The organism is Polaromonas potterensis (assembly GCF_033446725.1).
In the GTDB taxonomy this organism is placed as follows: domain Bacteria; phylum Pseudomonadota; class Gammaproteobacteria; order Burkholderiales; family Burkholderiaceae_C; genus Polaromonas.
Genome location: NZ_JAWQLX010000011.1, coordinates 56,999 through 79,109, shown reverse-complemented (window position 1 = coordinate 79,109; position 22,111 = coordinate 56,999). Strand labels below are relative to the sequence as shown.

Genomic DNA, 22,111 nt, shown 5'->3' with positions numbered 1-22,111 from the left:
CACCGGGGCGGCGGCTGCCGCCAGGGGGGCCCGGCGCATGTCAGGGTTTTTTGGGATGCAGGCCGGGGAAGGGCATGTCCGCGTAGGCGACGATGCGGGTCTTGCGAACCAGCCGGTAGCCCAGCCACATGCCCAGGAAGACGAAGATGCCGATGTAGGTCGCCAGCACCCCGACCCAGTCAATGTTGCCACCTATGAAAGCAGCGTAGTTTTGCCCCAGTGTCACGATCAGGCACAGCCCGAAGGCGAAAAAGGGTCCGTAGGGAAAGAAGGGCGAGCGGTATGGCAGCAGGCCCAGGTCCAGGCCCTGCGCCAGCAGGCCCTTGCGGAAGCGGTAGTGGCTGACGGCAATGCCCAGCCAGGCCACAAATCCCGTCATGCCCGAGAGGTTGAGCAGCCAGAGGTAGATGTTCTGGCTTTCGCCCAGCGAGGTCAGAAAACACAGCGCGCCCACGGCCGTGGTGGCCAGCAGCGCGTTGAGCGGCACGCCGGCGCGGGTCAGTCGCGCGAAACATTGCGGGGCGCGGCGGTCGACCGCGAGGTTGAACAACATGCGGGTCGAGGCATACATGCCCGAGTTGCCCGCCGACAACACGGCTGTCAGGATCACCGCATTCATCACACTCGCGGCAAAAGCCAGACCAGCATGCTGGAACACCAGCGTGAAGGGACTCACACTGACGGAACCGAGGTCGGTCTTGATGAGGTTGGGGTCGGTGTAGGGGATCAGCAGGCCGATGACCAGGATCGCCAACACATAAAACAGCAGGATGCGCCAGAACACCTGCCGAACCGCGCGCGGAATGTTTTTGGCTGGGTCGGCCGACTCGCCGGCCGCCACACCTATCAGCTCGGTGCCCTGGAAGGAAAAACCGGCAATCATCGCCACCCCCATCATGGCCGGCAGGCCGCCCACAAAAGGAGCATCGCCGACCGTGAAGTTGGCCAGTCCGCCCGGCGGATGGTCGCCCTGCAGGATGCCGAAGATCATGAGGATGCCAACCACGATGAAGGCCACCACGGTGACGACCTTGATCAGCGCCAGCCAGAACTCCGTCTCACCGAAACCACGCACGGAAATGGCGTTGATCAGGAACATCAGCCCGAGAAACATCGCACTCCACAACACGCCCGAGCTGCCCGGAAACCAGTACTGCATGACCAGTTGGGCCGCGACCAGTTCCACGGCGATGGTGACGGCCCAGTTGTACCAATAGTTCCAGCCCAGCGCGAAGCCAAAACCCTCGTCCACATACAGCGCGCCATAGGTCGCGAACGAGCCCGACACCGGCATGTAGGCGGCCAGCTCGCCCAGGCTGGTCATCAGGAAATACACCATCGCGCCTATCAGCAGGTAGGCGGCCAATGCGCCGCCGGGGCCGGCCTGCGACACGGTGGCACCCGAGGCCACGAACAGCCCGGTGCCGATCGAGCCGCCGATCGCGATCATGGTGAGGTGGCGGGCGGTCAGTACCCGGTGCAGGGAGGGGGGCGACGGTTCGGTCAGCGGGGTCTCGGAGGGCATGAAGCTTTGTTGTAATGAGTGGACGGGGGTCCGCCTCCTCCCTGGAGGCAAAACCTCGCAATCATACGCTTGCTTATTAGTTTATAACCGTCTGCGCCAGAAAGCCGCGGATCGCGGCCAGCGTCTCTTCCGGTGCCTCGTTCATCTGGTTGTGGCCCACGGACAGGCTGACCACCTGCACGGTTTTGCCGCTGCTTTGGGCTTGCTTGATCAGCAACTGCGCGGCTTTGGGCTGGGTCATCTGGTCTTGTGCCCCCAGCAGGAAGAGGACCGGGCAGGTGATCCGGGCGATGGCATTTTCGCCATTGGCATAACTGTCGCAGGCTTTGAAGCCGCGGTGAAAAACGTTGACCCGGGTGTTGCTGGCCAAGACGCGACGGCCCAGCGCCAGGCTGGCGCCATAAACCCAGGTACCCGGGCCCAGCGCCGAGGGCGGCGGGGCCAGGGTGCTGCGCGAGAACACATTGATCATGGTCAGGGCCTTCATCGGCTCGTTGAGCGAACTCTCGAGCAAGGCGGGCGAGACCTTCATCGGGTAGGCGGTGCCGACCAGCACCAGGTGGCTCACGCGCTCCTTGAGCCTGGCCGCCGCTTCCAGCGCGATCAGCGAACCCCAACTGTGGCCAACCAGCGCGGCCTTGGCCACGCCCGCCGCATCCAGCAGCGCGGCGATGAAGTCGGCCGCTTCTTCCACGCTGCTGGGCGCCTCGCCTTCACTTTTGCAGTGGCCCGGCAAGTCCACGGCCAGCACGTTCCAGCCGTGGTGGGCCAGGGAACGGGTTTGCAGAATCCACACGCTGTGGTCGTTGAGTACGCCGTGGATGAAAACGACCGTGGGTTTGGCCGCGTCAAAAGGTTTGCCGCCGGTGTAGCAGTAGGTCTTGTGGCCGTTGACTTGCAAATACATCTTGTCTCCTGTTCCCGTGTCGTGGTGTTTTTATGACTGTCATTCCGGACTTGATCCGGAATCCATGGCGGCGCTTCATTCCGTGCAGCCTGGATGGCGGGTCAGGCCCGCCATGACAAGGCCTAGGCTTTCTCGGCCGCCTTCAGCGCCCGCTTCAGGTCGTCGATCAGGTCATCCGGGTCTTCCAGGCCGATGGACAGGCGAATCGTGCCCTGCGTGATACCGCCCGCCGCCAACGCTTCGTCCGTCATGCGGAAGTGGGTGGTGCTGGCCGGGTGAATCACCAGGCTGCGGCAGTCACCCACATTGGCCAGGTGGCTGAAGACCTTCAGCGTTTCGATGAATTTTTTGCCCTGTTCGCGGTTGCCCTTGATGTCAAAGCTGAAAACCGAACCGGCGCCGCGCGGCAGCAGTTTTTGCGCCAGCGCGTGGCTGGGGTGGGACGCCAGCATGGGGTGGCCGACACGCGAGACAAAAGGCTGGGCCGCCAGGAATTCGACCACCCGGGCGGTGTTGGACATGTGCCGCGCCATGCGCAGCGGCAGGGTTTCAATGCCTTGCAAAATCAGCCAGGCGCTGTGTGGGCTCATGCAGGCGCCGAAGTCGCGCAGGCCTTCGCGGCGGGCGCGCAGCAGAAAGGCGCCAACCGTGCTTTCCTCGCTGAACACCATGTTGTGAAAGCCGTCATAAGCCTCGGTCAGTTCGGCGAATTTTCCGGACTTTTCCCAGTCGAAGCTGCCGCCGTCCACCACGATGCCGCCGATCACCGTGCCGTGGCCGCTCAAAAATTTGGTAGCCGAGTGGTAGACCAGGTCGGCACCGTGGTCGAAAGGTTTGACCAGCCACGGGGAGGTCAGGGTCGAGTCCACCAGCAGTGGCACGCCGGCTTCATGCGCGATGTTGGCGACCATCGATATGTCCAGCACGTCCAGGCCGGGGTTGCCGACGGTTTCGCCGAAAAACAGCTTGGTGTTGGGCCGCACGGCTGCACGCCAGCCGTCCATGTCGCCGGGTTTGACAAAGGTGGTGTCTATGCCGAAGCGGCGCATCGTGTAGTGCAGCAGGTTCTGGCTGCCGCCGTAAAGCGCGGTGGAGGCCACGATGTGTGAGCCGGCCCCCATCAAGGTGGCGATGGCCAGGTGCAGCGCGGCCTGGCCGCTGGCGGTGGCGATCGCGCCTATGCCGCCTTCCAGCGCTGACACCCGTTGCTCCAGCACCGCGTTGGTCGGGTTGCTGATGCGCGAATAGACGTGGCCAGCACGTTCCAGGTTGAACAGCGCGGCGGCATGGTCGCTGGACTCGAAAACAAAAGAGGTGGTCAGGTGAATCGGCACGGCGCGTGCGCCGGTGGCCGGGTCGGGCGCAGCGCCGGCGTGTAGCGCCAGCGTGTCAAAGCCGGGGTCAGAGTAGCCAGACATGGAGTCTCCAGTAAGGACAGAACAAATGGCAGGGCCGACCACAGCCGCCCTGAAACAAATCGCAATGGCTTGCCAGCCGATTGTGGGCTATATTTGAACTGAATTTTTCGCCTGAGGGCACTGCTGAAAATGGGCAGTCGGCCGAGGTAATAAACACAAAGGAGCGCCTTATGAAAGTCCTTGATATCCTGCGTGTTAAGGGCAACACGCTTTACACCGCTCATCCCGACGAAGCGCTGGCCAATGCGGTGAAAGTCATGGCCGACAAAGACATCGGCTCACTGGTGGTGATGGAACACGGCGACCTGGTCGGCATGCTGACTTTTCGCGAAGTGATTCTGGCCCTGGTCAAAAACGACGGTGCGGTTGGCACCATGGTGGTACGCAGCGCGATGGACGATGCGCCGCTGACCTGCACGCCCGACACCGAAATTGACGAAGTGCGGCGCATGATGCTGGGCCGTCACGCGCGCTACATGCCGGTGCTCAACAAAAAAGTGCTGGAAGGCGTGATTTCGTTTTACGACGTGGCCAAGGCGGTGGTCGATGGGCAGAACTTCGAGAACAAGATGCTCAAGGCTTATATCCGTGACTGGCCTTCGGAGGAAGAAGAAGTGCCAGAAACCAAGCTGTGAGCCTGCCGCACGCCGCCAGATAAGGCGCTATTGATTCAATAGCTGTCTACGCACTGTCCATAAGGGCTGGGTGCTGATTTTTCTTAAATTCCTATTCTGACATGCGAGCTCTCTCGTCCCCGGGGAGAGCGCTCAAGCAGCGTCGGTGATGGATCGCTCTTCTTCATTAGCGCCAGGTTTTTTCACCGACTGAAACTGCGCCACAATCTGCTTGCGCAGCCATTGCAGCCCCTCGTCGTTCTGGTTGCGCACGGACCAAGCCAGTTGTGTCGGGAACTCCGGCAGATCCACGGGAGGCTTGAACAGACGCAGCCCTTGCGGCGTGCGGGTGAACAGGCTGGCCGGTCCCGTGTACACCAGCGGCGTGCCGGGCAACAAGGCCAGCGCGGTGCTGAAGTGGGGGACGGTCAGCGCAATGCGTCTGGCCAGGCCCTGTCGGGCCAGTGCCTCGTCAATCAGCCCCAGCGTATCGCCCTGTACCAGCACATTGATGTGTTCTGCCTCGAGGTAGTCACCGCGCGACAGCGGCAGCTTTGTTGCGGTCTCTTCAGCCACGGCGCACATATACGGCTCTGAGATCAGCGGCTGGGTAGCCAGGTCCGCGGTCAGGTTGTTGAGGACGCCCAGGGCCAGGTCCAGCTGGCCCGACCGCAGCATCTGCGGCGCATCCACACGCCCTGCATGGCGCAGCCGCAGCCGGATACCGGGTGCTTCGCGGCGAATGCTGGCGATCAGCGCGGGCAGCACCAGCGCCGCGGCGTGATCCGACGCCCCGATGTGCACGCTGCGATCGGCTGTCGCCGGATCGAAGCGGCCACCGTGTGCAAACAGGCGGCCGACCTGGACAAGCAGCGATCTCACTTCGGGAAGGGCCGCCAGTGCCTGCGGCGTGGCTTCCATCCCGCGACCATGGCGCACCAGGATGGGATCGCCGAAAGCGTCCCGCAGACGGGACAAGGCGTGGCTCATGGCGCTTTGCGACAAGTGCAGCCGTCGCGCAGCGCTGGAAACGCTGCCCTCGGACACCAGGGCCTCGAACACCACGAGCAGGTTGAGATCGATTCGCCGCAAGTCCATTCAGTTCGATCCGTCAGCGCAGCCATCGATGGCGTGCATGGCCCGGGCATCCAAATTAATCATTTTCCATCGCAGAGTCCTGTCGCTAAGGTAGCACGTATCCAACCAAAGGAGACATGATGAGAACCCGGTACTTTCTGAAATGCGCGCTGGCGGCGGCGGCCGTGCTGACGCTGGCACCTGTCATGGCGCAGGGCTATCCCTCGCGGCCCATCAAGCTGGTGGTGCCCTTTGCCGCTGGCGGGTCAACCGACGCTATCGCTCGCCTGGTGGGCCAGAAGATGGGCGACGCCCTGGGGCAGTCGGTGGTCATCGACAACCGTCCCGGCGCGGCCGGTGCCATTGCCAGCGAGCAAGTGGCCCGAGCGCCGGCGGACGGCTACACGTTGCTGATGGCGACCACCAGCACCCACGCCATCCTGTCGGTGGCCAACCCCAAGCTCCCTTACGACGCCGTGAAGGACTTCGCGCCCGTGGGCCTGGTGGCCCGCGCACCGAATGTGCTGGTGGTCAGCAATACGCTGGGCGTGACGGACGTGAAAGGCCTGCTGCAACTGGCCAAAGCCAAGCGGGGTCAACTGAGCTTTGCCTCCAGCGGCAATGGAACCATCACGCACCTGGTGGGCGAGCTGTTCAAATCCAGCAGTGGCACCCAGGCCGTTCATGTGCCTTACAAGACCGGTGTCCAGGCCTTGGCGGACGTGGTCTCGGGTCAGGTGGGTTTCCAGTTCGACTCGATCACATGGACCTTGCCGCAAGCGCGCGCCGGCAAGATCAAGGCCTTGGCGGTCACGGGCCTCAAGCGTTCGCCCCTGGCGCCGGAGCTGCCCACCGTGGCCGAGTCCGGCCTGCCCGGATTTGAAGGGGTGACATGGTTTGGCTTCGTCGCACCAGCGGCGACGCCACCGGAGGTGTTGGCCCGGCTGGCCACAGAGCTTGGCCGCGCCCTCCAGTCGCAGGACGTGCAGGACAAGCTGGCTGCGCAAGGCGCGGAGGCCGCGTCGGGTCGGCCCGACGACCTGGCCAGGCTGATGCGTGAAGATGCCGTGAAATGGGGCAGGGTTATCCGTGATGCAGGAGTTAAATTCGAATGACGACATTTCGTGAATTGGTTGCCAGCGAGCGACCCCTGGTTCTTCCCGGCGCACATGACGCGCTGTCCGCCCTGTTGATCAAGCAGGCCGGCTTCAAGGCCTATTTTGTCGGTGGTTTTCCCGTGGCTGGCGTGCGCTATGGCGTGCCGGACATCGGCCTGCTCGGCGGGCGCGAGTTTGCCGACGCCTACCGGGACATCCTGGCGGTGAGCGACCTGCCGGTGCTGGTCGATGCCGATAACGGCTATGGTGACCACAAGAATGTGGTGCATCTGGTGCACTCGCTGGAGCGGCTGGGCGCGCAGGCGCTATTTTTCGAGGACCAGGTCAGCCCCAAACGCTGCGGCCACATCGCCGGCAAGGCCCTGGTTGACACCAGGGAGATGGAGAGCAAGATCCGCGCTGCAGCGGGGGAGCGAATGCGGCCGGACACCTTCATCATCGCCCGCACCGACGCGCGTGAAGTGGTGGACATGGACGAAGCGTTGCGGCGCGGTGAGCGTTACCTTCGGGCCGGTGCCGATGGCCTGTTCATCGAGGCACCGGTTTCCATCGAAGAGATGCGCCGGATCGGCGAGACCTTCGACGTGCCGCTGCTGGCCAACATGCTCGAAGGCGGCCGTACACCCATCCTCAAACCGGTCGAACTGGAAGAGCTTGGCTTTCGTATCGTGATCTACGGCATTTCTCTGCTGATGCGCGCCACGCGCAGCATGCAGGAGACGCTACGCGACATTGCCAGCGGTGAACTCAAACTGTCAGGTACCGGCGTGTCTTTCGAGGAGTACAAATCCATCGTGGGCATGGACAAGTGGGCGCGTATCGAGGACCAATACCGCTGACGCCCCCGCTTCAATTGCTGGCGCTGTGGATCATCTCTTGCCCCCGCGGGTAGATCTACGGGTTTCAATTGCGCCCGCTGAACACGCCGCCAAGCCCCGCACCGACCCCGGGGCTGGCCCGGGATGAGAACGCGCGGAACGCCGTATGCCCGAGCGATTAGCCATCCCGAAATTGCCATCTGGGATAATCCCACCATGAGCGGCAATACCTTCGGAACCCTATTCGCAGTCACCAACTTTGGTGAATCCCACGGCCCGGCCATTGGCTGCGTGATTGACGGCTGCCCGCCCGGCATGGCGCTGAGCGAGGCCGACATCCAGGGCGACCTGGACCGCCGGCGTCCCGGCACCAGCCGGCATGTGACGCAGCGCAACGAGCCGGACGCGGTGGAAATCCTGTCCGGCGTGTACGAGGGCAAAACCACCGGCACACCGATCTGCCTGTTGATCAAAAACACCGACCAGCGCAGCAAGGATTACGGCGACATCCTCAACACCTTCCGCCCCGGCCACGCCGACTACAGCTATTTGCAGAAATACGGCATTCGTGACCCGCGCGGTGGCGGTCGGGCCTCGGCCCGGCTGACGGCGCCCATGGTGGCGGCCGGTGCGGTGGCCAAGAAGTGGCTGTTTGAAAAATACGGCACGACCTTCCGCGGCTGCATGACACAAATCGGCGAGATGCCCCTGGATTTCGAGTCCTGGGCGCATGTTCCGAACAATCCGTTTTTTGCGCCCGTGGCCGATGTGTCCAAGCTTGAAACCTATATGGACGCCTTGCGCAAGGCCGGCGATTCCTGCGGCGCGCGTATCCGCGTGACCGCCAGCGGCATGCCGGTGGGCCTGGGCGAGCCGCTGTTTGACAAGCTGGACGCCGACATTGCTTTTGCGATGATGGGTATCAATGCCGTCAAGGGGGTGGAAATCGGTGCCGGGTTTGCCAGCGTGACGCAGCGCGGCACCACGCATGGCGACTCGCTGTCGCCTGAAGGTTTCAAGTCGAACAACGCCGGCGGCGTGTTGGGCGGCATCAGCACCGGCCAGGACCTGGAAGTGTCGATTGCGATCAAACCAACCAGCTCCATCATCACGCCGCGCGAGTCCATCGACATGGCGGGCGCGCCCACAAGCGTGGTGACCAAGGGCCGGCACGACCCCTGCGTGGGCATACGCGCCACACCGATTGCCGAAGCCATGCTGGCGCTGGTGGTGATGGAGCATGCCTTGCGCCACCGTGCGCAGTGCGGCGACGTGACATCGCCGATGCAGGCGATCAGCGGCTCCATCTAAGTTATGCCTGAAGCCGCGGCGCGGCGCCGCCAACTGGCGCCGTTTGCGGCACTGTCGGCCAGTTATTTCGCCCATATTGGGTTTTTCAACCCGTATTTGCCGCTGTGGCTCAAGGAGCTGGGTTTCAGCATTCTGGCGATCAGCCTGCTGACCTCGGTGCAGGCCGCGACCCGGCTGTTTGCGCCTTATGGCTGGGGCGCGCTCAGTGACCACACCGGCGAACGCGTCAAGCTGCTGCGTTACGGCGCCACGGTGGCACTGATGGTGTCGCTGGGCCTGTGGATGGATTTTGATTCAGCCAACGGTGTCTGGTGGCTGAGCGCCGTGTTGCTGGTGATGTTCACCCACACCAGCGCCATGATGCCCATGAGTGAGGCCGCGATGGCACACCTGATCAGCCACGGCGGCGCTTTTGATGCCCGGCGTTATGGGCGGGTACGCCTGTGGGGCTCGCTGGGTTTTCTGGTCACCGTGTTTACCGCCGGCAGCTGGTTCGAGGTTTTCGGCATGCGCCATTTTCCGGCCTGGACCTTTATGTCGCTGCTGGCGGTGACCATCAGCGTCTGGCTGCTGCCCGACCTGAAGGAGGCGGTCAGCCCGCAGCAAGAGAAGATCCCGGTGTTGCCGATACTGCGCCGGCGCGTCGTGCAGTGGTTTTTTGCCTCGGCGTTTTTTCATGTGCTGGCGCACATCGGCATTTATGTGTTTTTCTCGCTCTACCTGGATTCGATCGGTTACAGCAAGGCCATGATCGGTATTTTGTGGGCGGTGTCGGTGGTGGTCGAGATCGCCTGGTTTTACACCCAGGGCCGCTGGTTGCCCAAGTTCAGCCTGAGTGCCTGGCTGGTGGTGTGTGCCGCCGCCATGGCGCTGCGCATGGGCATCACCGCCACCGGCGCGGGGGTGCTGGCCTTGCTTGTGTTTGCGCAGATGTTGCATGCACTGACTTTTGCGACCCACCACACGGTGTGCATCGCGCTGCTGTCGCACCATTTCCCCGGACGCCTGCGTGGCCGCGGCCAGGCGCTGTATGTGGTGACGGCTTACGGATTTCCGGGTGTGCTGGGCGGGCTGGCGGGCGGCTTGCTCAGCTCGGCCTATGGCCTGGTCAGTGTGTACTGGGCTTGCGCCGGCGCCAGCGGGCTCGCCATGTTGTGCGCTTACCGCACCTGGCGCCTGCAGCGTGGTCTGGATGCCGCGGCTGCCGTCACGCCCTGATTCTTAAGCGATTTAGGGCTCTAGCCCAGGCAGGACGGGCACAAGAAGCTATGAATTTTGTAGCGTTTTAACGCGCTGCTGCCCTGAACGGGTTGAAGCCGGTGATCATCACGGTGGCCGCCAGCACCAGCACACAACCCGGCGCCATGCCCCAGGTCACCGGCTCGCCCAGAAACAGGCCGCCCCAGGCGATGCCGAACAGCGGAATCATGAAGGCCGCCGAGGTCGCGGCGCTGGCCGGAATTTCGCGCATCAGCCGCATGCTGATCCAGTACATGAAGCCGCTGGTCACCAGGCCCAGCACCGCGACCGAAAGCAGCGCGGCTGTGCTGGGCTGCATGGCCGGCACCGACAGCCCGGTCGGCACCAGCAGCAACAAGGCGGCCGCCAGATGCACGGCGGCCGAGGCGGGCAGCGGCTGGTGGGCGTGGCTGGCGCGTTTCATCAAAATCGCGCCGCAGGCGTAACAGGCGGCGGCTGCCACGCAGGCCAGGGCGCTCATCAACACCGGGGTGGTCACGGCCACCGGCCCCAGGCGCACCAGCAAGGCCACCCCCGCAAAACCCACGGCGCAACCGAGCAGGCGACGCAGCGTGAGGCGTTCTTCCCGGACCACCGCGGCGGCCAGCACGCCGAACAGCGGCGCGGTGGCATTCAACACGGCGGAATAACCGGCGGGCAAATGCAGGCCGGCCCAACCGAAGAGTACAAAAGGCGCGACCACCGTCAGCACACTCAGCAGCACCAGACGCGGCCAGGCAGGGCGGCCCGGCCAACGTTCGCGCAGCAAGGTCATCAAGCCGGCCAGCACCAGCGCCGCCAACACGCAGCGTATGCCCGCTACGCCCCAGGGGCCGAGTGCCGGGCTGGCGATACGGATAAAAGGAAAGGACGCGCCCCAAAGCGCGGACAAGGCAAGAAGCTGGAGAAAGTGGCGGCTGTGCATGGGTGCTTGCATTGTGAGGCCGCCGCGCCAGGGCTGCTGACGAAGAGTCCGTCTCCAAGTCTTCTGTCTAGAATGTCGCATGAGTATTTTTGATGATTTTCTCTCCAGCCCCGAGGCGCTGCAGGCCTTTGCCAGCCGTGATTTTGTGGCGGCGATGTTGCGCTTTGAAGAAGCACTGGCCCACGCGCAAGCGCAGGCCGGGCTGATTCCTGAAAGTGCCAGCGCCAGCATTGGTGCCGCTTGTGACGTGTCGCGCCACGACGTGGCGGGCATGGTCCAGGCCAGCGCGGTGGCTGGCAGTGTGGCGATTCCGCTGATCAAAAGCCTGAAAGCCGTGGTCGCTCAGGACACGCCCGAGGCCTTGCCCTGGGTGCACTTTGCCAGCACCAGCCAGGATGTGATCGACACCGCGATGGCGCTGGCCACGCGGGATGTGCTGGCCCTGATCCAAAGCGATGTGCGGCAATTGGTGCAGACCTTGTTCTTGCTGGCCGAGCAACACGCCGCCAGCCCCATGCTGGCGCGCACCCTGATGCAGCCGGCCTCGGTCACCAGCTTCGGCTGGAAGTGCTGCAACTGGGTCGCGCCGCTGGTGCGCAGCCTGGCGCGGCTGCAGCGGGTGCAAAACCTCGCGCTGTGTGTGCAGCTGGGTGGTGCGGCCGGAACACAAGCCGGCCTGCAAGGCAAGGGCGCGCAAGTCACGCAGTTGATGGCTGAGCGCCTGGGCCTGCATGCGCCGCAAGCGCCCTGGCACACGCAGCGCGACGAGTGGGTGGCCCTGGCCTGCGAGCTGGGTTTGCTGGCCGGCAGCCTGGGAAAAATCGCCAAAGACATCGCGCTGATGGGCCAGTTTGAAGTGGCTGAGCTGGCCGAACCCAGCGAGCCGGGGCGGGGCGGTTCGTCGGCCATGCCACACAAACGCAACCCGGTGGCCTGCATGGCCACATTGGCCGCCGCACAACGCGCGCCGCAACATGTGGCCGCCTTGCTGGCCGCCATGCCGCAGGAACATGAACGCGCCCTGGGCGGCTGGCAGGCCGAGCTGGCCGAGTGGCCACAACTGCTGATGAGTGTGCAGGGCGCCGCGCGCGCCATGGCGCAAATGCTGCCCGGCCTGCAGGTTCACACTGCGCGCATGCGGACCAACATAGCGACCCTGGCCGCGCAACTGCCTGCCGAGGCGGTCAAGGAATGGTTTGATCTGCCACTGGCCGAGGAGGTTGCTTTGCTTGTGCCGCCGCGCCTGGCGCAATTACGCGCCTCGCTACAAATTTCAATGGAGACAAAATGAGTGATACCAAGCAAGACTACGAACAAGGCCTGCTCAACCGCCGGCGTGTACTGGGGGATGCCTGGGTGGACAAATCGATTGCCAACCGCAACGAGTTCAACGGCGAATTCCAGGAACTGATCACGCGTTATGCGTGGGATGGCATCTGGGGCCGCCCGGCTTTTGGCGACAAGACGCGGCGCCTGATGGTGTTATCGATGATGATTGCGCTCAAGGCGTATGAAGAGTTTGCGATGCACGTGCGTGCCGGCCTCGATGGCCCGCCCGAGTCGCGGCTTACGCCCGACGACATCAAGGAAATCATTTTGCAGGCGGCGATTTATTGCGGCGTGCCGGCCGCCAACCACGCGTTTGCCGTGGCCGGCGAGATCTTGCGCGAAAAAGGCCTGCTGGCCGCCAAACCCTGAGCGAGAAGCACAAACCATGACAACAGCTGTTTTGAACTGGACAAAAGAAGGCCAGGGGCCGGTCGTGGTGCTCAGCCATGCGCTGGGTTGCGACGCCAGCATGTGGGACGGCGTGGCCGCCTTGCTGAAAGCCCGCTACACCGTGATCCGTTATGAGCACCGCGGCCATGGGCAGTCCGAAGCCCCAGCCGGGCCTTATGACATCGACATGTTTGCCGACGATGCCGCCGCCTTGATCCGCGCCCAGGCCGCAGGCCCTGTGCATTTTGTCGGCCTGAGCCTGGGCGGCATGACGGCGCAGGCGCTGGCGGTTCGCCACCCGGCGCTGGTTCAAAGTATCACCATCGCCAATTCGGCGAGCTGGTACGACGATGCGGCCCGTGCCATGTGGCAGGCCCGGATCGAGACCGTGCTGGCGAAAGGTGTGGCGCCGGTGGTCGACGGCGCCCTGCAGCGCTGGTTCACGCCGGCCTTCCGGGCGGATGAAACCGGCGGTGGCGCACAACGTGTGGCGGCCCTGCGCGAGCGGCTGGAACAAAGTGATGCGCGGGCTTATGCCGCCAGTTGCGGTGCGGTGGCGGGTATCGACTTTCGCAGCAGCAACCAACACATCGCCTGCCCGGCGCTGGTGATGGCCGGCACGCTGGATGAAGCCACCCCGGTGGCGATGTCGCAGGCGATTGCCGATAGCATCCCGGGCGCGCAGTTGTGCACGATAGACGCGGCCCACCTCAGCGCCGTGGAGCAGCCCGAGGCCTTTGTTCGTTTGCTGGACGCCTTTTTACGCAGCATCCAGCAGGCCGGATAATGCCCGCTCACCCATGGAAAAACTGAACGCATGAAAACAGTCCTCGTCCTCAACGGTCCCAACCTCAACCTGCTCGGTACACGTGAGCCCGCTGTGTATGGCTCGCAGACCCTGGCCGACGTCGAGGCCTTGTGTGCCAAAACCTGTGCCGTCCACGGCCTGCAACTCGACTTTCGCCAGAGCAACCACGAAGGGGTGTTGATCGACGCAATCCAGGAAGCCGGGCGCGCCCAGGCCGCCGGCACCTCGATCGGTGTGGTGCTGAATGCCGGCGCCTACACCCACACCAGCGTCGCGCTGCATGACGCGATCAAGGGCGCGGGGGTGAGCCTGATCGAGTTGCACATCAGCAATGTGCATGCGCGCGAGGCGTTTCGCCACCATTCCTATATCTCGCCCGTGGCCAAAGCCGTGATGGCCGGTTTCGGCGTCAAGGGTTATGCCCTGGCGATTACCGGTTTGGCTGAGCTGGCCTGATTCACTCGATAAGCCCTGTCATGTCCACCGTACCGAAATTCCTGGTGGACGAACGAGAGGTCGAGTTCAGCGCCATCCGTGCCCAGGGCGCGGGCGGGCAAAACGTCAACAAGGTCTCCAGCGCGATCCACCTGCGTTTTGACATCATGGCCTCGTCGCTGCCCGAGGCGATCAAGGAGCGCCTGCTCTGCCTCAGCGACAGCCGCATCACGCAGGAAGGCGTGTTTGTGCTGAAGGCGCAGCAACACCGCACCCAGGAGATGAACCGCGCCGATGCGCTGGCGCGGCTGCAGGAAGTGATTGATGGCGTCTCCATTCCGCAGAAAGCGCGGCGCGCCACCAAGCCGACTTACGGCTCCAAACAGCGCCGCCTGGCTGGCAAAAGCCAGCGCTCCGAGATCAAAAGTTCGCGCGGTAAAGTCAGCGAATAAGTGGTTTTGGCCGGAATTTTAGTGTTTCAGGCCTCTAGCCCACAAGGGATGGGCGCAAGCAGCTATTGAATTAATAGCGACTGGGCGTTGTGTGGGTTGACGCTGGCGCCACCGCCAACTGTCGATAATCAGTTTCCATCAACCGAGTTTTCGCCATGCTTCAGCTGCCACTGTCTTTTTTACACCGGCCCGCCGATATCTCGGCTTCTTCGTCTGCCTTGCCCTGGCTGCTGGTGCTGATGCACGGCGTCGGCAGCAACGAGCAAGACCTGTTCGGCCTGGCGCCTTATGTGCCCAAGCCCTTCCACGTGCTCAGCCTGCGCGCACCCTATGTGATGGGGCCGTCGGCCTACGGCTGGTTCGAGTTTTCAGTCACGCCGCAAGGCGGCCGCAACATCAACGAAGCCCAGGAAGCCGCCAGCCGGCAAGCCGTCGCGCAAACACTGGCCGCGGCGGCGCAGCAATTAGGCATTCCACCCGAACGTGTGGTGGTGGGCGGCTTCAGCCAGGGCGGCATCATGTCGCTGTCTTTGTTGCTCACGCAACCGGCGCTGATGCACGGGGCGATGGTGATGCACAGCCGCCTGCTGCAACAGGTGTTGCCGCAACTGGCACCTGCCGAGACGCTGCAGGGCAAACAGCTCTGGCTGAGCCACGGCACTTACGACCAGGTGATTCCGCTGGCGAATGCACATGCCATCAGGGACTTGGTGGCAACGCTGCCGGTGGATTTGTCTTACGCCGAGTACCCGAGTGCGCACGAGATTATTCAGCAGGAACTGGTGGAGGCGATGGGGTGGTTGCAAGGGCTAAGTGCCCAAGGCTGACGCCCATACGGCCAGCGAGGCCCTTGTTCTTGTTGGGTCATCCTGGACTTGAGCCGGGATCCCTGAATCGGAGTTCGATAGCCACGTGATGTGTGCGTGCGTGGCGTTGACCTGCCCCTTGGCGTACGCGGGGCCTCCCGTAGACCACTTTTGATGCCGAAATATCGTCCCGCCAATGACAAAAGGCTTCAAAACCGAAGTTTTGAAGCCTTTGATGCTTGGCTCAGCCTAAGGCTGAATTAGCTGCTTGGCAACGGCATTGCTGCCGTTGACGGGGTTCGCAGGGCTTAGTAGCCGCCGCGACCACCACCACCGCCACCGCCGTAGCCGCCACCGCCGGAGCGATCGCCACCACCGCCGTAACCGCCACCACCGCCGCCGAAGCCGCCGGTACGTGGAGGACGTGCCTCCATCGGACGGGCTTCGTTCACGGTGATGCTACGGCCGCCGAGGGACTGGCCGTTCATGCCGGCGATTGCGGCTTGAGCTTCAGCATCGCTGCCCATTTCCACAAAGCCAAAGCCTTTGGAGCGACCGGTGTCGCGTTCCATCATGACTTTTGCGCTGGTGATAGAACCGAATTCGCCGAAAGACTGTTGCAGATCTTCGTCGCGCACTGTGTAAGGCAGGTTGCCGACGTAAAGTTTATTGCCCATAAGGACTCCTCAAAAACACTAAAAAAAAGCGATGGGGTCCCGAAAGCACAACAAACCCAAGAAGTACCGCCGTGGCGCGCGAAACTGACCATTCACCTAACCTGTGCTGGTATTTTTCTACCAGCACCCCCGGATTATGCGCCATGAAACGAAATATGGGGCAATCACATTCTTTATCCACAAGATGCGACCCGGATTAAACCCCCTCGGTCTGTACCAGATATTCGGTGGCACAGCATGGACGGTGTCCAACTGAGGTAGGCAACACCCCGCCCATGTCAATCCATAATTTTATGAAAATAGGCCTTCAGTCATTATGAATAGGACTCTTGATGCTATTTATTTTATAGCTGACGGACGCCCTGGTTGTGAAATTCCAATAGGTCGCATCTATTCATCCTGATTGAGTTTGAGAGACTGGGAATTACCACTCGCCTAGACAACTCAAGGAGCCACAAAGACCTGAAGGGCCTGTTTTGCGTGAAATCGCGGCTACAAAAACCCGCGTCAAGCCCTGTAATGGTGGTAATTTGGCCTAAGTTTTTTTATTACCTCCTGTTACCATTGGCCGCTAGCCTGAACAGACGAGCCTAAAAAGCCAAGGGTCGAAGTAATTTGTTCAGCCTGTCAGCTTTCGTGCTTGGGAACAAAATGATTCGACGACGTTTGGAAAAATCCCTTGCCGGGTCTGCTCTGGCCTTGATGCTTGTCACATCTGCCACCCCGGCGCTCGCAACTGACGAGCGCTTTGATATTACCCGCTTCCAGGTCGAGGGCAACACCTTGCTGCCTCCTGCGGACGTCGAACGTGTGCTTGCCCCGCTGGCGGGTTCGAAACGGGCCTTTGCCGACATCCAACTGGCCATGGAGGCCCTGCAGGAAGCCTATGTCAAGGTCGGCTACGGCACGGTGCAGGTGTCGGTGCCCGAGCAGGAACTGACTGGCGGCACCGTCAGGCTGCAGGTGAGTGAAGGGGTGATCTCATCGATCACGGTCAAGGGCAACCAGCATTTCGATGAGGCGAACATTCGCGCCAGCTTGAGCCGGCTGGAAATCGGCCGCGCGCCCAGGCTGGGTGCCATTTCCGAATCGATTCAACTGGCCAATGAAAGTCCGGCCAAACAGATCGGCGTCTCGCTGGCCGAAGGCGACAAACCTGGCCGCATTGATGCAACCGTGTTGGTGACCGACAACCATCCCTTGCGCCTCATTACCACGCTGGACAATACGGGCTCACCGTCCAGCGGCAAGTGGCGCACCGGAGTCGCGCTGCAACATTCAAACCTCTTTAACCGTGACCAGGTCGGCACCTTGGCGTACACCACCTCGCCTGACAGCCCTTCCGGCGTCAGCCTGAAGGTGTACTCGATGGGTTACCGTATTCCGCTCTATGCCTACGGCGACAGTCTTGACTTCATCTACGGCAAGTCCAGCGTCAACTCACCCTCGACCTCGCCCGTGCTGGGCGGCATATTGGGCTTTACCGGCAAAGGCGACGTCTACGGCCTGCGCTGGAATCACTTTCTGGGCCGCACCGGTGAAAGCACCGCCAAGCTGGTGCTGGGCCTGGACCACAAACTGGTCGATTCACGTTGTGAGGTCGGCGGGGTGCTGGTCAGCATCGCACCGCCAACGCCGCCGATTGCGTCCTGCGTGCCGTACACGACAACACCGATCAACCTCACCTACAGCAGCCAGCGCGAAAGCGCCAACCAGGTCTCCAGCTTCAGCGTGGGCCTGTCGCGCAACCTGCCGAGCGGGCAGCGTTACACCAATGTGGACGGACGCAGCGACCGGTATTCCTACCTCACGCCCGGCAACCGCAGCTCGCGTGATGACTTCACGATACTGCGTGGTGCTGCGTCCGTCTTCAAGGGTTTTGCCAACGGCTGGCAGGGCCGGCTGGCCGGCAGTGCGCAGTACGCCAATACGGCCCTTGTCTCGGGCGAGCAGTTTGGCCTGACAGGCTCAACCCTTGTGCGCGGCTTCCAGGAGCGCGCGGTTGCTGCCGACAGTGGTGTGGTCGCCAACGCAGAAATTTATACGCCGGAGCTTGCCGCAAAGATGGGCATGCCTGGTCAGCTGCGGGCCCTGTTTTTTGTCGATGCCGGTTATGGCGCTAACAAGCGTGTGGGCTCCAGCGGCGTGCCGGCCAGTGTCACGGTGGCCAGCACGGGCGCAGGGCTTCGTTATGTTTCCAGCCGCGATTTCAACGTCAGCCTGGATATTGCACGCGTCCAGAATGCGGGTACATCCACCACCGAAGTACGGGGCAACTGGAAGGCGCACCTGAGCGCCAGCCTGGCGTTCTAAAAGGAAAAGACCATGACCATGCATTTCCGTCGCCAACGCCTTTCCCTGCTGGCTGCAGCCGTGATGATGGCGGTCAACGCGCCGTCACTTGCGCAGGCGCTGCCCGCCGGCACCCTGCCCACGGGCTGGAATGTCACCTCCGGCAGCGCGACTTTCGTGCAGAACGGCACGACGCTGAACATCAACCAGACGAGCCAGCAGGCCATCGCCAATTTTGCGAGCTTCAGCGTCGGTTCGGGTGCGAGGGTCGACATCAGCCAGCCGAACAGTTCCGCAGCACTGCTGGCGCGCGTTACCGGCAGCGATCCGTCGCAAATCCTGGGTCAGGTCAGGGCCAACGGCGCCCTGTGGCTGATCAACCAGGCCGGCATCATGGTAGGACCGGGCGCGCGTATTGACGTCGCCCGCTTCATCGCCAGCTCGCTCAATGTCAACGACAGCGACTTTCTTGCGAACCGCCTCAACTTCAAGGGTGTCGGCACACCCGGTGACGTGCGCAACGGGGGCAGCATCAATGCAGCCAGTGGCGGCAGCATTTACCTGGTCGGTGCAAATGTCAGCAACAGCGGCAGCCTGAATGCGCCGGGCGGCGAGGTGCTGCTGGCCGCCGGGCAAACCGTGCAACTGATGGATACGGCCACGCCCGGCGTTTCCGTGGTTATCACCGGCACGCCCGGGGAGGTCAAAAACCTCGGGCAAATCACCGCCGAAGCCGGGCGCATAGGCCTGGCTGCCGGCCTGATCAGCAACAGCGGCACCATCAATGCCTCCAGCGCGGTGCGCGAAGGCGGGCGAATCTTTTTGCGGGCTTCCGGCGACATCAAAACATCGGCCAGCTCGAACATCAGTGCCAACGGCACGACCGGCGGCAACGTGGTGCTGATTGCAGAAAACGCGGCATCGCTGGACGGCGACATATCGGCCATCGGCAGCGCGGGGCGTGGTGGTTATGTCGATACGTCCGGCAAGGCATGGCTCGACGTCGTCAAGGCGCCTGTGGTCGGCGCGGGCGGCGAATGGCACATCGACCCCATGAACATTGAAATCGTTGCTGCAGGACCGGACTCCGGCGTCACGGTGGCAGGTGGCAATGTCATCACGTCGAGTGAATCCGGCGCCCGCATCAAGGCCTCCACCATTGTTGCGCAGCTCGATGCCGGCACCAATGTGTCCATCACCACTGGCGCGGCAACGCCTGCCTCGGGCGATATCACCGTGTCTTCCGCCATTGCCAAGACCAGTGGCGCGGATGCAGCGCTGACACTGAACGCTCACAACAACATCATCATCAATGCGGACATCACCAGCACGGCGGGCAAGCTTGACCTGAACCTGAATAGCAACTTCCAGAACAGCACCCCTGCCGCCGACCATGCGGTGCAACTCAACGCCAACCTCAACCTGAACGGCGGCGGGCTCACGGTGTCGCAAGACGGCGGCAATGCCAACGGCACACTCAATATTGCAGGCGGCACGACATCGCTGACAGGCGGCTCGGCCATCAAGGCTGCCGCCGTCAATGTGCTGGTTGGCGGCACGCTCGCCGGCGCGGGCGACCTTGTGCTGGGTGGCACCGGAACGCTGACCAACAACGGCATATTGACGCTGGGCACATCCAGTGGATACGGCAGGCTGGCCGTGCAGGGCAAGTACGTCCAGGGCAGCTCCGGCGTGCTCAATATCAAGCTGGGGGCCAGCGACGGCTTCGACGTGCTCGCCGTTGATGGCGCGATCACCGTGGATGGCAGGCTCAATGTGCGCGGAATCAACAATTTTGTGCCGGCTGTCGGATCGACGTTCAACGTTCTGACAGCAGGCCCGGGCAGTAGCGGCCGCTTTAGCACTGTCAATGCGCCCGACCTGTCCTTTGGTGGCAACACGGCGGGCATCGCCGTCACCTACCCAAACGCGGGCAACAACTTTGTCCGCCTCATCGCGGGCAATTCGGCTGCAGCGGCAGCAGGAGCAGCAGCATTAATGGCAGCGGCAGACGCTGCTGCGAGGGCAGCGTTTGCTGCTGCCCTCGCCGCAGCAAACGCTGCCGCCCTCGCGCCCGTCGCGCAGGCACTGAATTCAACCGTGAACATTATCAATACCGTCACGCCATCCGCCACACGCGTGCCTACGCTGCAGAGTGAGCTGACACCTGAGCAGGTCGCAGGGATGCCGGTCTCCATACCAGCAGCGAACAGCGGAGGTTCGCAGCAAGGCAGTCCGGACGACAAGGCAGAGGCCAAAAAGGATGACAAGAAGGAGCCTCTAGCCCCTGGGAACGGCATGAGCATCGCCCCAAATGCGCCTGTCAAAAAAATGTATTGCAACTGAGGCGCATGACATGAATTTGCCAACATTTCTCACCCAACTGCTCGCCACACTGACGCTGTTGATGCTGACCCCGCTTGCGCAAGCGCAGGTGGTGGGCACGGTTGCGCGGGTCTCCGGCCTGATGGTGGCCAAAAGTGTCGATGGCCGCACCCGGGTGCTTGCCTTGAACTCACCGCTGCGCCAGGGCGACACCCTCACCACCGAACGCAACACCTTTGGCCGCCTGGAGTTTGTGGACGGCGCCGCCATCGTCCTGCAGCCCGAGTCGCGGCTGGTGTTGACGCGCTACAGCTACGACGCCGCACAACCCCAGCTGGACAAGGTTGAGCTTGAACTGGCGCAGGGCGGCTTCAGCAGTACCACCGGCGAGCTGGGCAAACGCAGCAAGGATGCCACCACCATCACCACGCCTGCAGGCAATCTGCAGGGCAGCGCCAGCATGGAGGTTTCCCTGAGGCAGCCTTAAAACGTGTTTAAACGCACCTGAGCAACTTCCCCTACAACCTCACATCACAGGAAAGCCCATGAAAAACTACATCCTGAGCACACTGGCCTTGCTGGCCACGCTGGTTTCTGGTGAAGCCTTGGCGCAGCTCACACCACCACCGCCCACGGGGGTACGCGCCCCGGGACTCTATGTGCAAGTCCTGGACGGCCTGATTCACGTCACCAACCCGGCCGGCACCAGCAATTTCTCATCCGGCCAATTTGGTTACACCGCAAACTTCAGACAGCCGCCGGTCCTCTTGCCCCTCAACCCCGGCATACAGTTCACGCCACCGCCGGCGTTCAACCAATCCACCGCACCAGGCGGCAATACAGGGCCGACCAAGTCCAACACCGTGGATTGCGAAGTCCGCTAGGCCAGTCGCCGCAACAGGCCTGGCAACGACGAAACCAGCAGTGCCACACCGGTACAGGTCAGCAGGCTCAGCACTATTTTGCGAAAAGCCGCTTCGCTGATGCCGATATACAGCCGTGCGCCCAGCAGGGACGGGATCAGCATGGCCGGCGCGACGATGGCGAAATAGGGCAGGGTGGCGCTGCTGATGATGCCGGTGGCGACATAACTGGCAAAGGTGACGGCCAGCATGGACAGGTTGAAATTCTGGATGATGGCGCGCTGCGTATCTTTCTCCAGGCCGCGCAGCGTGCACCACAAGGTCGGCAAGACGCCGGTAAAACCGCCCAGCGCACCCATCAAACCGCCGCCAGCGCCTACCAGCCCGTCGGCAACACGCCCGCCGCGCGTGATACGCGGCAGTTGCGTGCTCAGCAGCATGGCCGGACACCAGACCAGCAGCAGCGCGCCCAGCAAGGCCTTGAACACTTGCACGTCCAGCCGCGGCAGCAAAAGCAGCCCCAGCGGCAGGCCGAGCAGGCCGCCCAGCACAAAAGGCGCGAGCCGTTTCAGATCAAACCCGCGCTGCACGGTGACGGCGGCGATGATTTGCCCGGTGAGGGAGCCGAACACCGCCAGGGCGGCCGCCAGACGGGGGTCCAGGGTCCAGGCCCAGAAGGACATGGACACCAGGCCGAAGGCAAAACCCGATAGGCCTTGCACAAAACCCGCGGCCATGGCGCCTGCGATGATGATCAGCGTTTGCGAATCCATGCGTCAACC

At 62.8% G+C, this 22,111-nt stretch carries 22 protein-coding genes; 15 read left to right on the top strand and 7 right to left on the bottom strand.

Translation table 11 applies throughout. The features are described from left to right. Positions 1-40: 40 nt before the first annotated feature. From R6254_RS18495 to R6254_RS18485, 3 genes are all read right to left on the bottom strand, one after another. On the bottom strand, positions 41-1,525 hold the full coding sequence (locus R6254_RS18495) for an amino acid permease (RefSeq protein ID WP_318409020.1): 1,485 nt from the start codon (positions 1,523-1,525) through the stop codon (positions 41-43). A gap of 76 nt (positions 1,526-1,601) precedes the next feature. Beyond that, on the bottom strand, positions 1,602-2,432 hold the full coding sequence (locus tag R6254_RS18490; RefSeq protein WP_318409018.1) for an alpha/beta fold hydrolase: 831 nt from the start codon (positions 2,430-2,432) through the stop codon (positions 1,602-1,604). 122 nt (positions 2,433-2,554) lie between these two features. Beyond that, complete coding sequence (locus R6254_RS18485; RefSeq protein ID WP_318409016.1) at positions 2,555-3,850, bottom strand: O-acetylhomoserine aminocarboxypropyltransferase; 1,296 nt, start codon at positions 3,848-3,850, stop codon at positions 2,555-2,557. Between the two features lie 170 nt (positions 3,851-4,020). On the opposite strand from R6254_RS18485, the gene R6254_RS18480 reads away from it, so the two are divergent. Further along, a complete protein-coding gene (locus tag R6254_RS18480) occupies positions 4,021-4,485 on the top strand; it encodes a CBS domain-containing protein (protein WP_318409014.1) in 465 nt (154 codons plus the stop codon). A gap of 132 nt (positions 4,486-4,617) precedes the next feature. Here R6254_RS18480 and R6254_RS18475 read toward each other — a convergent pair whose 3' ends face one another. Further along, positions 4,618-5,562 (bottom strand): LysR family transcriptional regulator, encoded by a 945-nt coding sequence (locus R6254_RS18475; RefSeq protein ID WP_318409013.1) that lies wholly within the window; start codon positions 5,560-5,562, stop codon positions 4,618-4,620. 119 nt (positions 5,563-5,681) lie between these two features. Here R6254_RS18475 and R6254_RS18470 point away from each other — a divergent pair, with 119 nt between their 5' ends. From R6254_RS18470 to R6254_RS18455, 4 genes are all read left to right on the top strand, one after another. Continuing rightward, positions 5,682-6,656, top strand: coding sequence for a Bug family tripartite tricarboxylate transporter substrate binding protein (locus R6254_RS18470; protein ID WP_318409012.1), 975 nt, complete (start codon positions 5,682-5,684; stop codon positions 6,654-6,656). After that, complete coding sequence (locus tag R6254_RS18465; RefSeq protein ID WP_318409010.1) at positions 6,653-7,498, top strand: isocitrate lyase/PEP mutase family protein; 846 nt, start codon at positions 6,653-6,655, stop codon at positions 7,496-7,498. The genes R6254_RS18470 and R6254_RS18465 overlap by 4 nt, the downstream gene beginning before the upstream one ends. A gap of 195 nt (positions 7,499-7,693) precedes the next feature. Continuing rightward, the gene (gene aroC, locus R6254_RS18460; RefSeq protein ID WP_318409008.1) at positions 7,694-8,788 is read left to right on the top strand and encodes a chorismate synthase; all 1,095 of its coding nucleotides are present in this window, start codon (positions 7,694-7,696) and stop codon (positions 8,786-8,788) included. 3 nt (positions 8,789-8,791) lie between these two features. Continuing rightward, positions 8,792-10,006 (top strand): MFS transporter, encoded by a 1,215-nt coding sequence (locus R6254_RS18455; RefSeq protein WP_318409006.1) that lies wholly within the window; start codon positions 8,792-8,794, stop codon positions 10,004-10,006. Between the two features lie 67 nt (positions 10,007-10,073). Here R6254_RS18455 and R6254_RS18450 read toward each other — a convergent pair whose 3' ends face one another. Continuing rightward, positions 10,074-10,952: a DMT family transporter gene (locus tag R6254_RS18450; protein ID WP_318409005.1), complete on the bottom strand. Its 879-nt coding sequence runs from the start codon at positions 10,950-10,952 to the stop codon at positions 10,074-10,076. A gap of 79 nt (positions 10,953-11,031) precedes the next feature. Here R6254_RS18450 and pcaB point away from each other — a divergent pair, with 79 nt between their 5' ends. From pcaB to R6254_RS18420, 6 genes are all read left to right on the top strand, one after another. Further along, positions 11,032-12,243 carry a 3-carboxy-cis,cis-muconate cycloisomerase gene (gene pcaB / locus R6254_RS18445; RefSeq protein ID WP_318409004.1) on the top strand — a complete coding sequence of 404 codons (1,212 nt, stop codon included), beginning with the start codon at positions 11,032-11,034 and terminating at the stop codon, positions 12,241-12,243. Continuing rightward, the gene (locus R6254_RS18440) at positions 12,240-12,650 is read left to right on the top strand and encodes a carboxymuconolactone decarboxylase family protein (protein WP_318409002.1); all 411 of its coding nucleotides are present in this window, start codon (positions 12,240-12,242) and stop codon (positions 12,648-12,650) included. The genes pcaB and R6254_RS18440 overlap by 4 nt, the downstream gene beginning before the upstream one ends. Positions 12,651-12,666: 16 nt before the next feature. Next, positions 12,667-13,458 carry an alpha/beta fold hydrolase gene (locus R6254_RS18435; RefSeq protein ID WP_318409001.1) on the top strand — a complete coding sequence of 264 codons (792 nt, stop codon included), beginning with the start codon at positions 12,667-12,669 and terminating at the stop codon, positions 13,456-13,458. Positions 13,459-13,488: 30 nt separating this feature from the next. Next, complete coding sequence (aroQ, locus tag R6254_RS18430) at positions 13,489-13,935, top strand: type II 3-dehydroquinate dehydratase (RefSeq protein ID WP_318408999.1); 447 nt, start codon at positions 13,489-13,491, stop codon at positions 13,933-13,935. Positions 13,936-13,955: 20 nt separating this feature from the next. Then, positions 13,956-14,366, top strand: a complete 411-nt coding sequence (arfB, locus tag R6254_RS18425) for an alternative ribosome rescue aminoacyl-tRNA hydrolase ArfB (RefSeq protein WP_318408998.1) — start codon at positions 13,956-13,958, stop codon at positions 14,364-14,366. Positions 14,367-14,521: 155 nt separating this feature from the next. Further along, positions 14,522-15,193: an alpha/beta hydrolase gene (locus tag R6254_RS18420; protein ID WP_318408996.1), complete on the top strand. Its 672-nt coding sequence runs from the start codon at positions 14,522-14,524 to the stop codon at positions 15,191-15,193. A gap of 287 nt (positions 15,194-15,480) precedes the next feature. Here the strand turns inward: R6254_RS18420 and rbp are convergent, their stop codons facing one another. After that, complete coding sequence (gene rbp / locus R6254_RS18415; RefSeq protein ID WP_318408995.1) at positions 15,481-15,849, bottom strand: RNA-binding regulator; 369 nt, start codon at positions 15,847-15,849, stop codon at positions 15,481-15,483. A gap of 702 nt (positions 15,850-16,551) precedes the next feature. Here rbp and R6254_RS18410 point away from each other — a divergent pair. The 4 genes from R6254_RS18410 (at position 16,552) to R6254_RS18395 (ending at position 21,350) form a co-directional block, all read left to right on the top strand. Further along, positions 16,552-18,162, top strand: coding sequence for a ShlB/FhaC/HecB family hemolysin secretion/activation protein (locus R6254_RS18410; protein ID WP_318408994.1), 1,611 nt, complete (start codon positions 16,552-16,554; stop codon positions 18,160-18,162). 63 nt (positions 18,163-18,225) lie between these two features. Next, positions 18,226-20,487 (top strand): two-partner secretion domain-containing protein, encoded by a 2,262-nt coding sequence (locus R6254_RS18405; protein WP_318409163.1) that lies wholly within the window; start codon positions 18,226-18,228, stop codon positions 20,485-20,487. A gap of 10 nt (positions 20,488-20,497) precedes the next feature. Beyond that, positions 20,498-20,953: a FecR family protein gene (locus R6254_RS18400; RefSeq protein ID WP_318408992.1), complete on the top strand. Its 456-nt coding sequence runs from the start codon at positions 20,498-20,500 to the stop codon at positions 20,951-20,953. Between the two features lie 58 nt (positions 20,954-21,011). After that, the gene (locus R6254_RS18395; protein ID WP_318408991.1) at positions 21,012-21,350 is read left to right on the top strand and encodes a hypothetical protein; all 339 of its coding nucleotides are present in this window, start codon (positions 21,012-21,014) and stop codon (positions 21,348-21,350) included. On the opposite strand, the gene R6254_RS18390 is transcribed toward R6254_RS18395, so the two are convergent. Continuing rightward, entirely contained in the window at positions 21,347-22,102 is a 756-nt protein-coding gene (locus R6254_RS18390) for a sulfite exporter TauE/SafE family protein (RefSeq protein WP_318408990.1), read from the bottom strand. The two genes, R6254_RS18395 and R6254_RS18390, sit on opposite strands and share 4 nt — an antisense overlap. Between the last annotated feature and the right edge of the window lie 9 nt (positions 22,103-22,111).

Coding starts and splice junctions, on each gene's coding strand:
- R6254_RS18495 (WP_318409020.1), bottom strand. CDS start 1,525: ATGCCCTCCGAGACCCCGCTGACCGAACCGTCGCCCCCCTCCCTGCAC.
- R6254_RS18490 (WP_318409018.1), bottom strand. CDS start 2,432: ATGTATTTGCAAGTCAACGGCCACAAGACCTACTGCTACACCGGCGGC.
- R6254_RS18485 (WP_318409016.1), bottom strand. CDS start 3,850: ATGTCTGGCTACTCTGACCCCGGCTTTGACACGCTGGCGCTACACGCC.
- R6254_RS18480 (WP_318409014.1), top strand. CDS start 4,021: ATGAAAGTCCTTGATATCCTGCGTGTTAAGGGCAACACGCTTTACACC.
- R6254_RS18475 (WP_318409013.1), bottom strand. CDS start 5,562: ATGGACTTGCGGCGAATCGATCTCAACCTGCTCGTGGTGTTCGAGGCC.
- R6254_RS18470 (WP_318409012.1), top strand. CDS start 5,682: ATGAGAACCCGGTACTTTCTGAAATGCGCGCTGGCGGCGGCGGCCGTG.
- R6254_RS18465 (WP_318409010.1), top strand. CDS start 6,653: ATGACGACATTTCGTGAATTGGTTGCCAGCGAGCGACCCCTGGTTCTT.
- aroC (WP_318409008.1), top strand. CDS start 7,694: ATGAGCGGCAATACCTTCGGAACCCTATTCGCAGTCACCAACTTTGGT.
- R6254_RS18455 (WP_318409006.1), top strand. CDS start 8,792: ATGCCTGAAGCCGCGGCGCGGCGCCGCCAACTGGCGCCGTTTGCGGCA.
- R6254_RS18450 (WP_318409005.1), bottom strand. CDS start 10,952: ATGCACAGCCGCCACTTTCTCCAGCTTCTTGCCTTGTCCGCGCTTTGG.
- pcaB (WP_318409004.1), top strand. CDS start 11,032: ATGAGTATTTTTGATGATTTTCTCTCCAGCCCCGAGGCGCTGCAGGCC.
- R6254_RS18440 (WP_318409002.1), top strand. CDS start 12,240: ATGAGTGATACCAAGCAAGACTACGAACAAGGCCTGCTCAACCGCCGG.
- R6254_RS18435 (WP_318409001.1), top strand. CDS start 12,667: ATGACAACAGCTGTTTTGAACTGGACAAAAGAAGGCCAGGGGCCGGTC.
- aroQ (WP_318408999.1), top strand. CDS start 13,489: ATGAAAACAGTCCTCGTCCTCAACGGTCCCAACCTCAACCTGCTCGGT.
- arfB (WP_318408998.1), top strand. CDS start 13,956: ATGTCCACCGTACCGAAATTCCTGGTGGACGAACGAGAGGTCGAGTTC.
- R6254_RS18420 (WP_318408996.1), top strand. CDS start 14,522: ATGCTTCAGCTGCCACTGTCTTTTTTACACCGGCCCGCCGATATCTCG.
- rbp (WP_318408995.1), bottom strand. CDS start 15,849: ATGGGCAATAAACTTTACGTCGGCAACCTGCCTTACACAGTGCGCGAC.
- R6254_RS18410 (WP_318408994.1), top strand. CDS start 16,552: ATGCTTGTCACATCTGCCACCCCGGCGCTCGCAACTGACGAGCGCTTT.
- R6254_RS18405 (WP_318409163.1), top strand. CDS start 18,226: ATGATGGCGGTCAACGCGCCGTCACTTGCGCAGGCGCTGCCCGCCGGC.
- R6254_RS18400 (WP_318408992.1), top strand. CDS start 20,498: ATGAATTTGCCAACATTTCTCACCCAACTGCTCGCCACACTGACGCTG.
- R6254_RS18395 (WP_318408991.1), top strand. CDS start 21,012: ATGAAAAACTACATCCTGAGCACACTGGCCTTGCTGGCCACGCTGGTT.
- R6254_RS18390 (WP_318408990.1), bottom strand. CDS start 22,102: ATGGATTCGCAAACGCTGATCATCATCGCAGGCGCCATGGCCGCGGGT.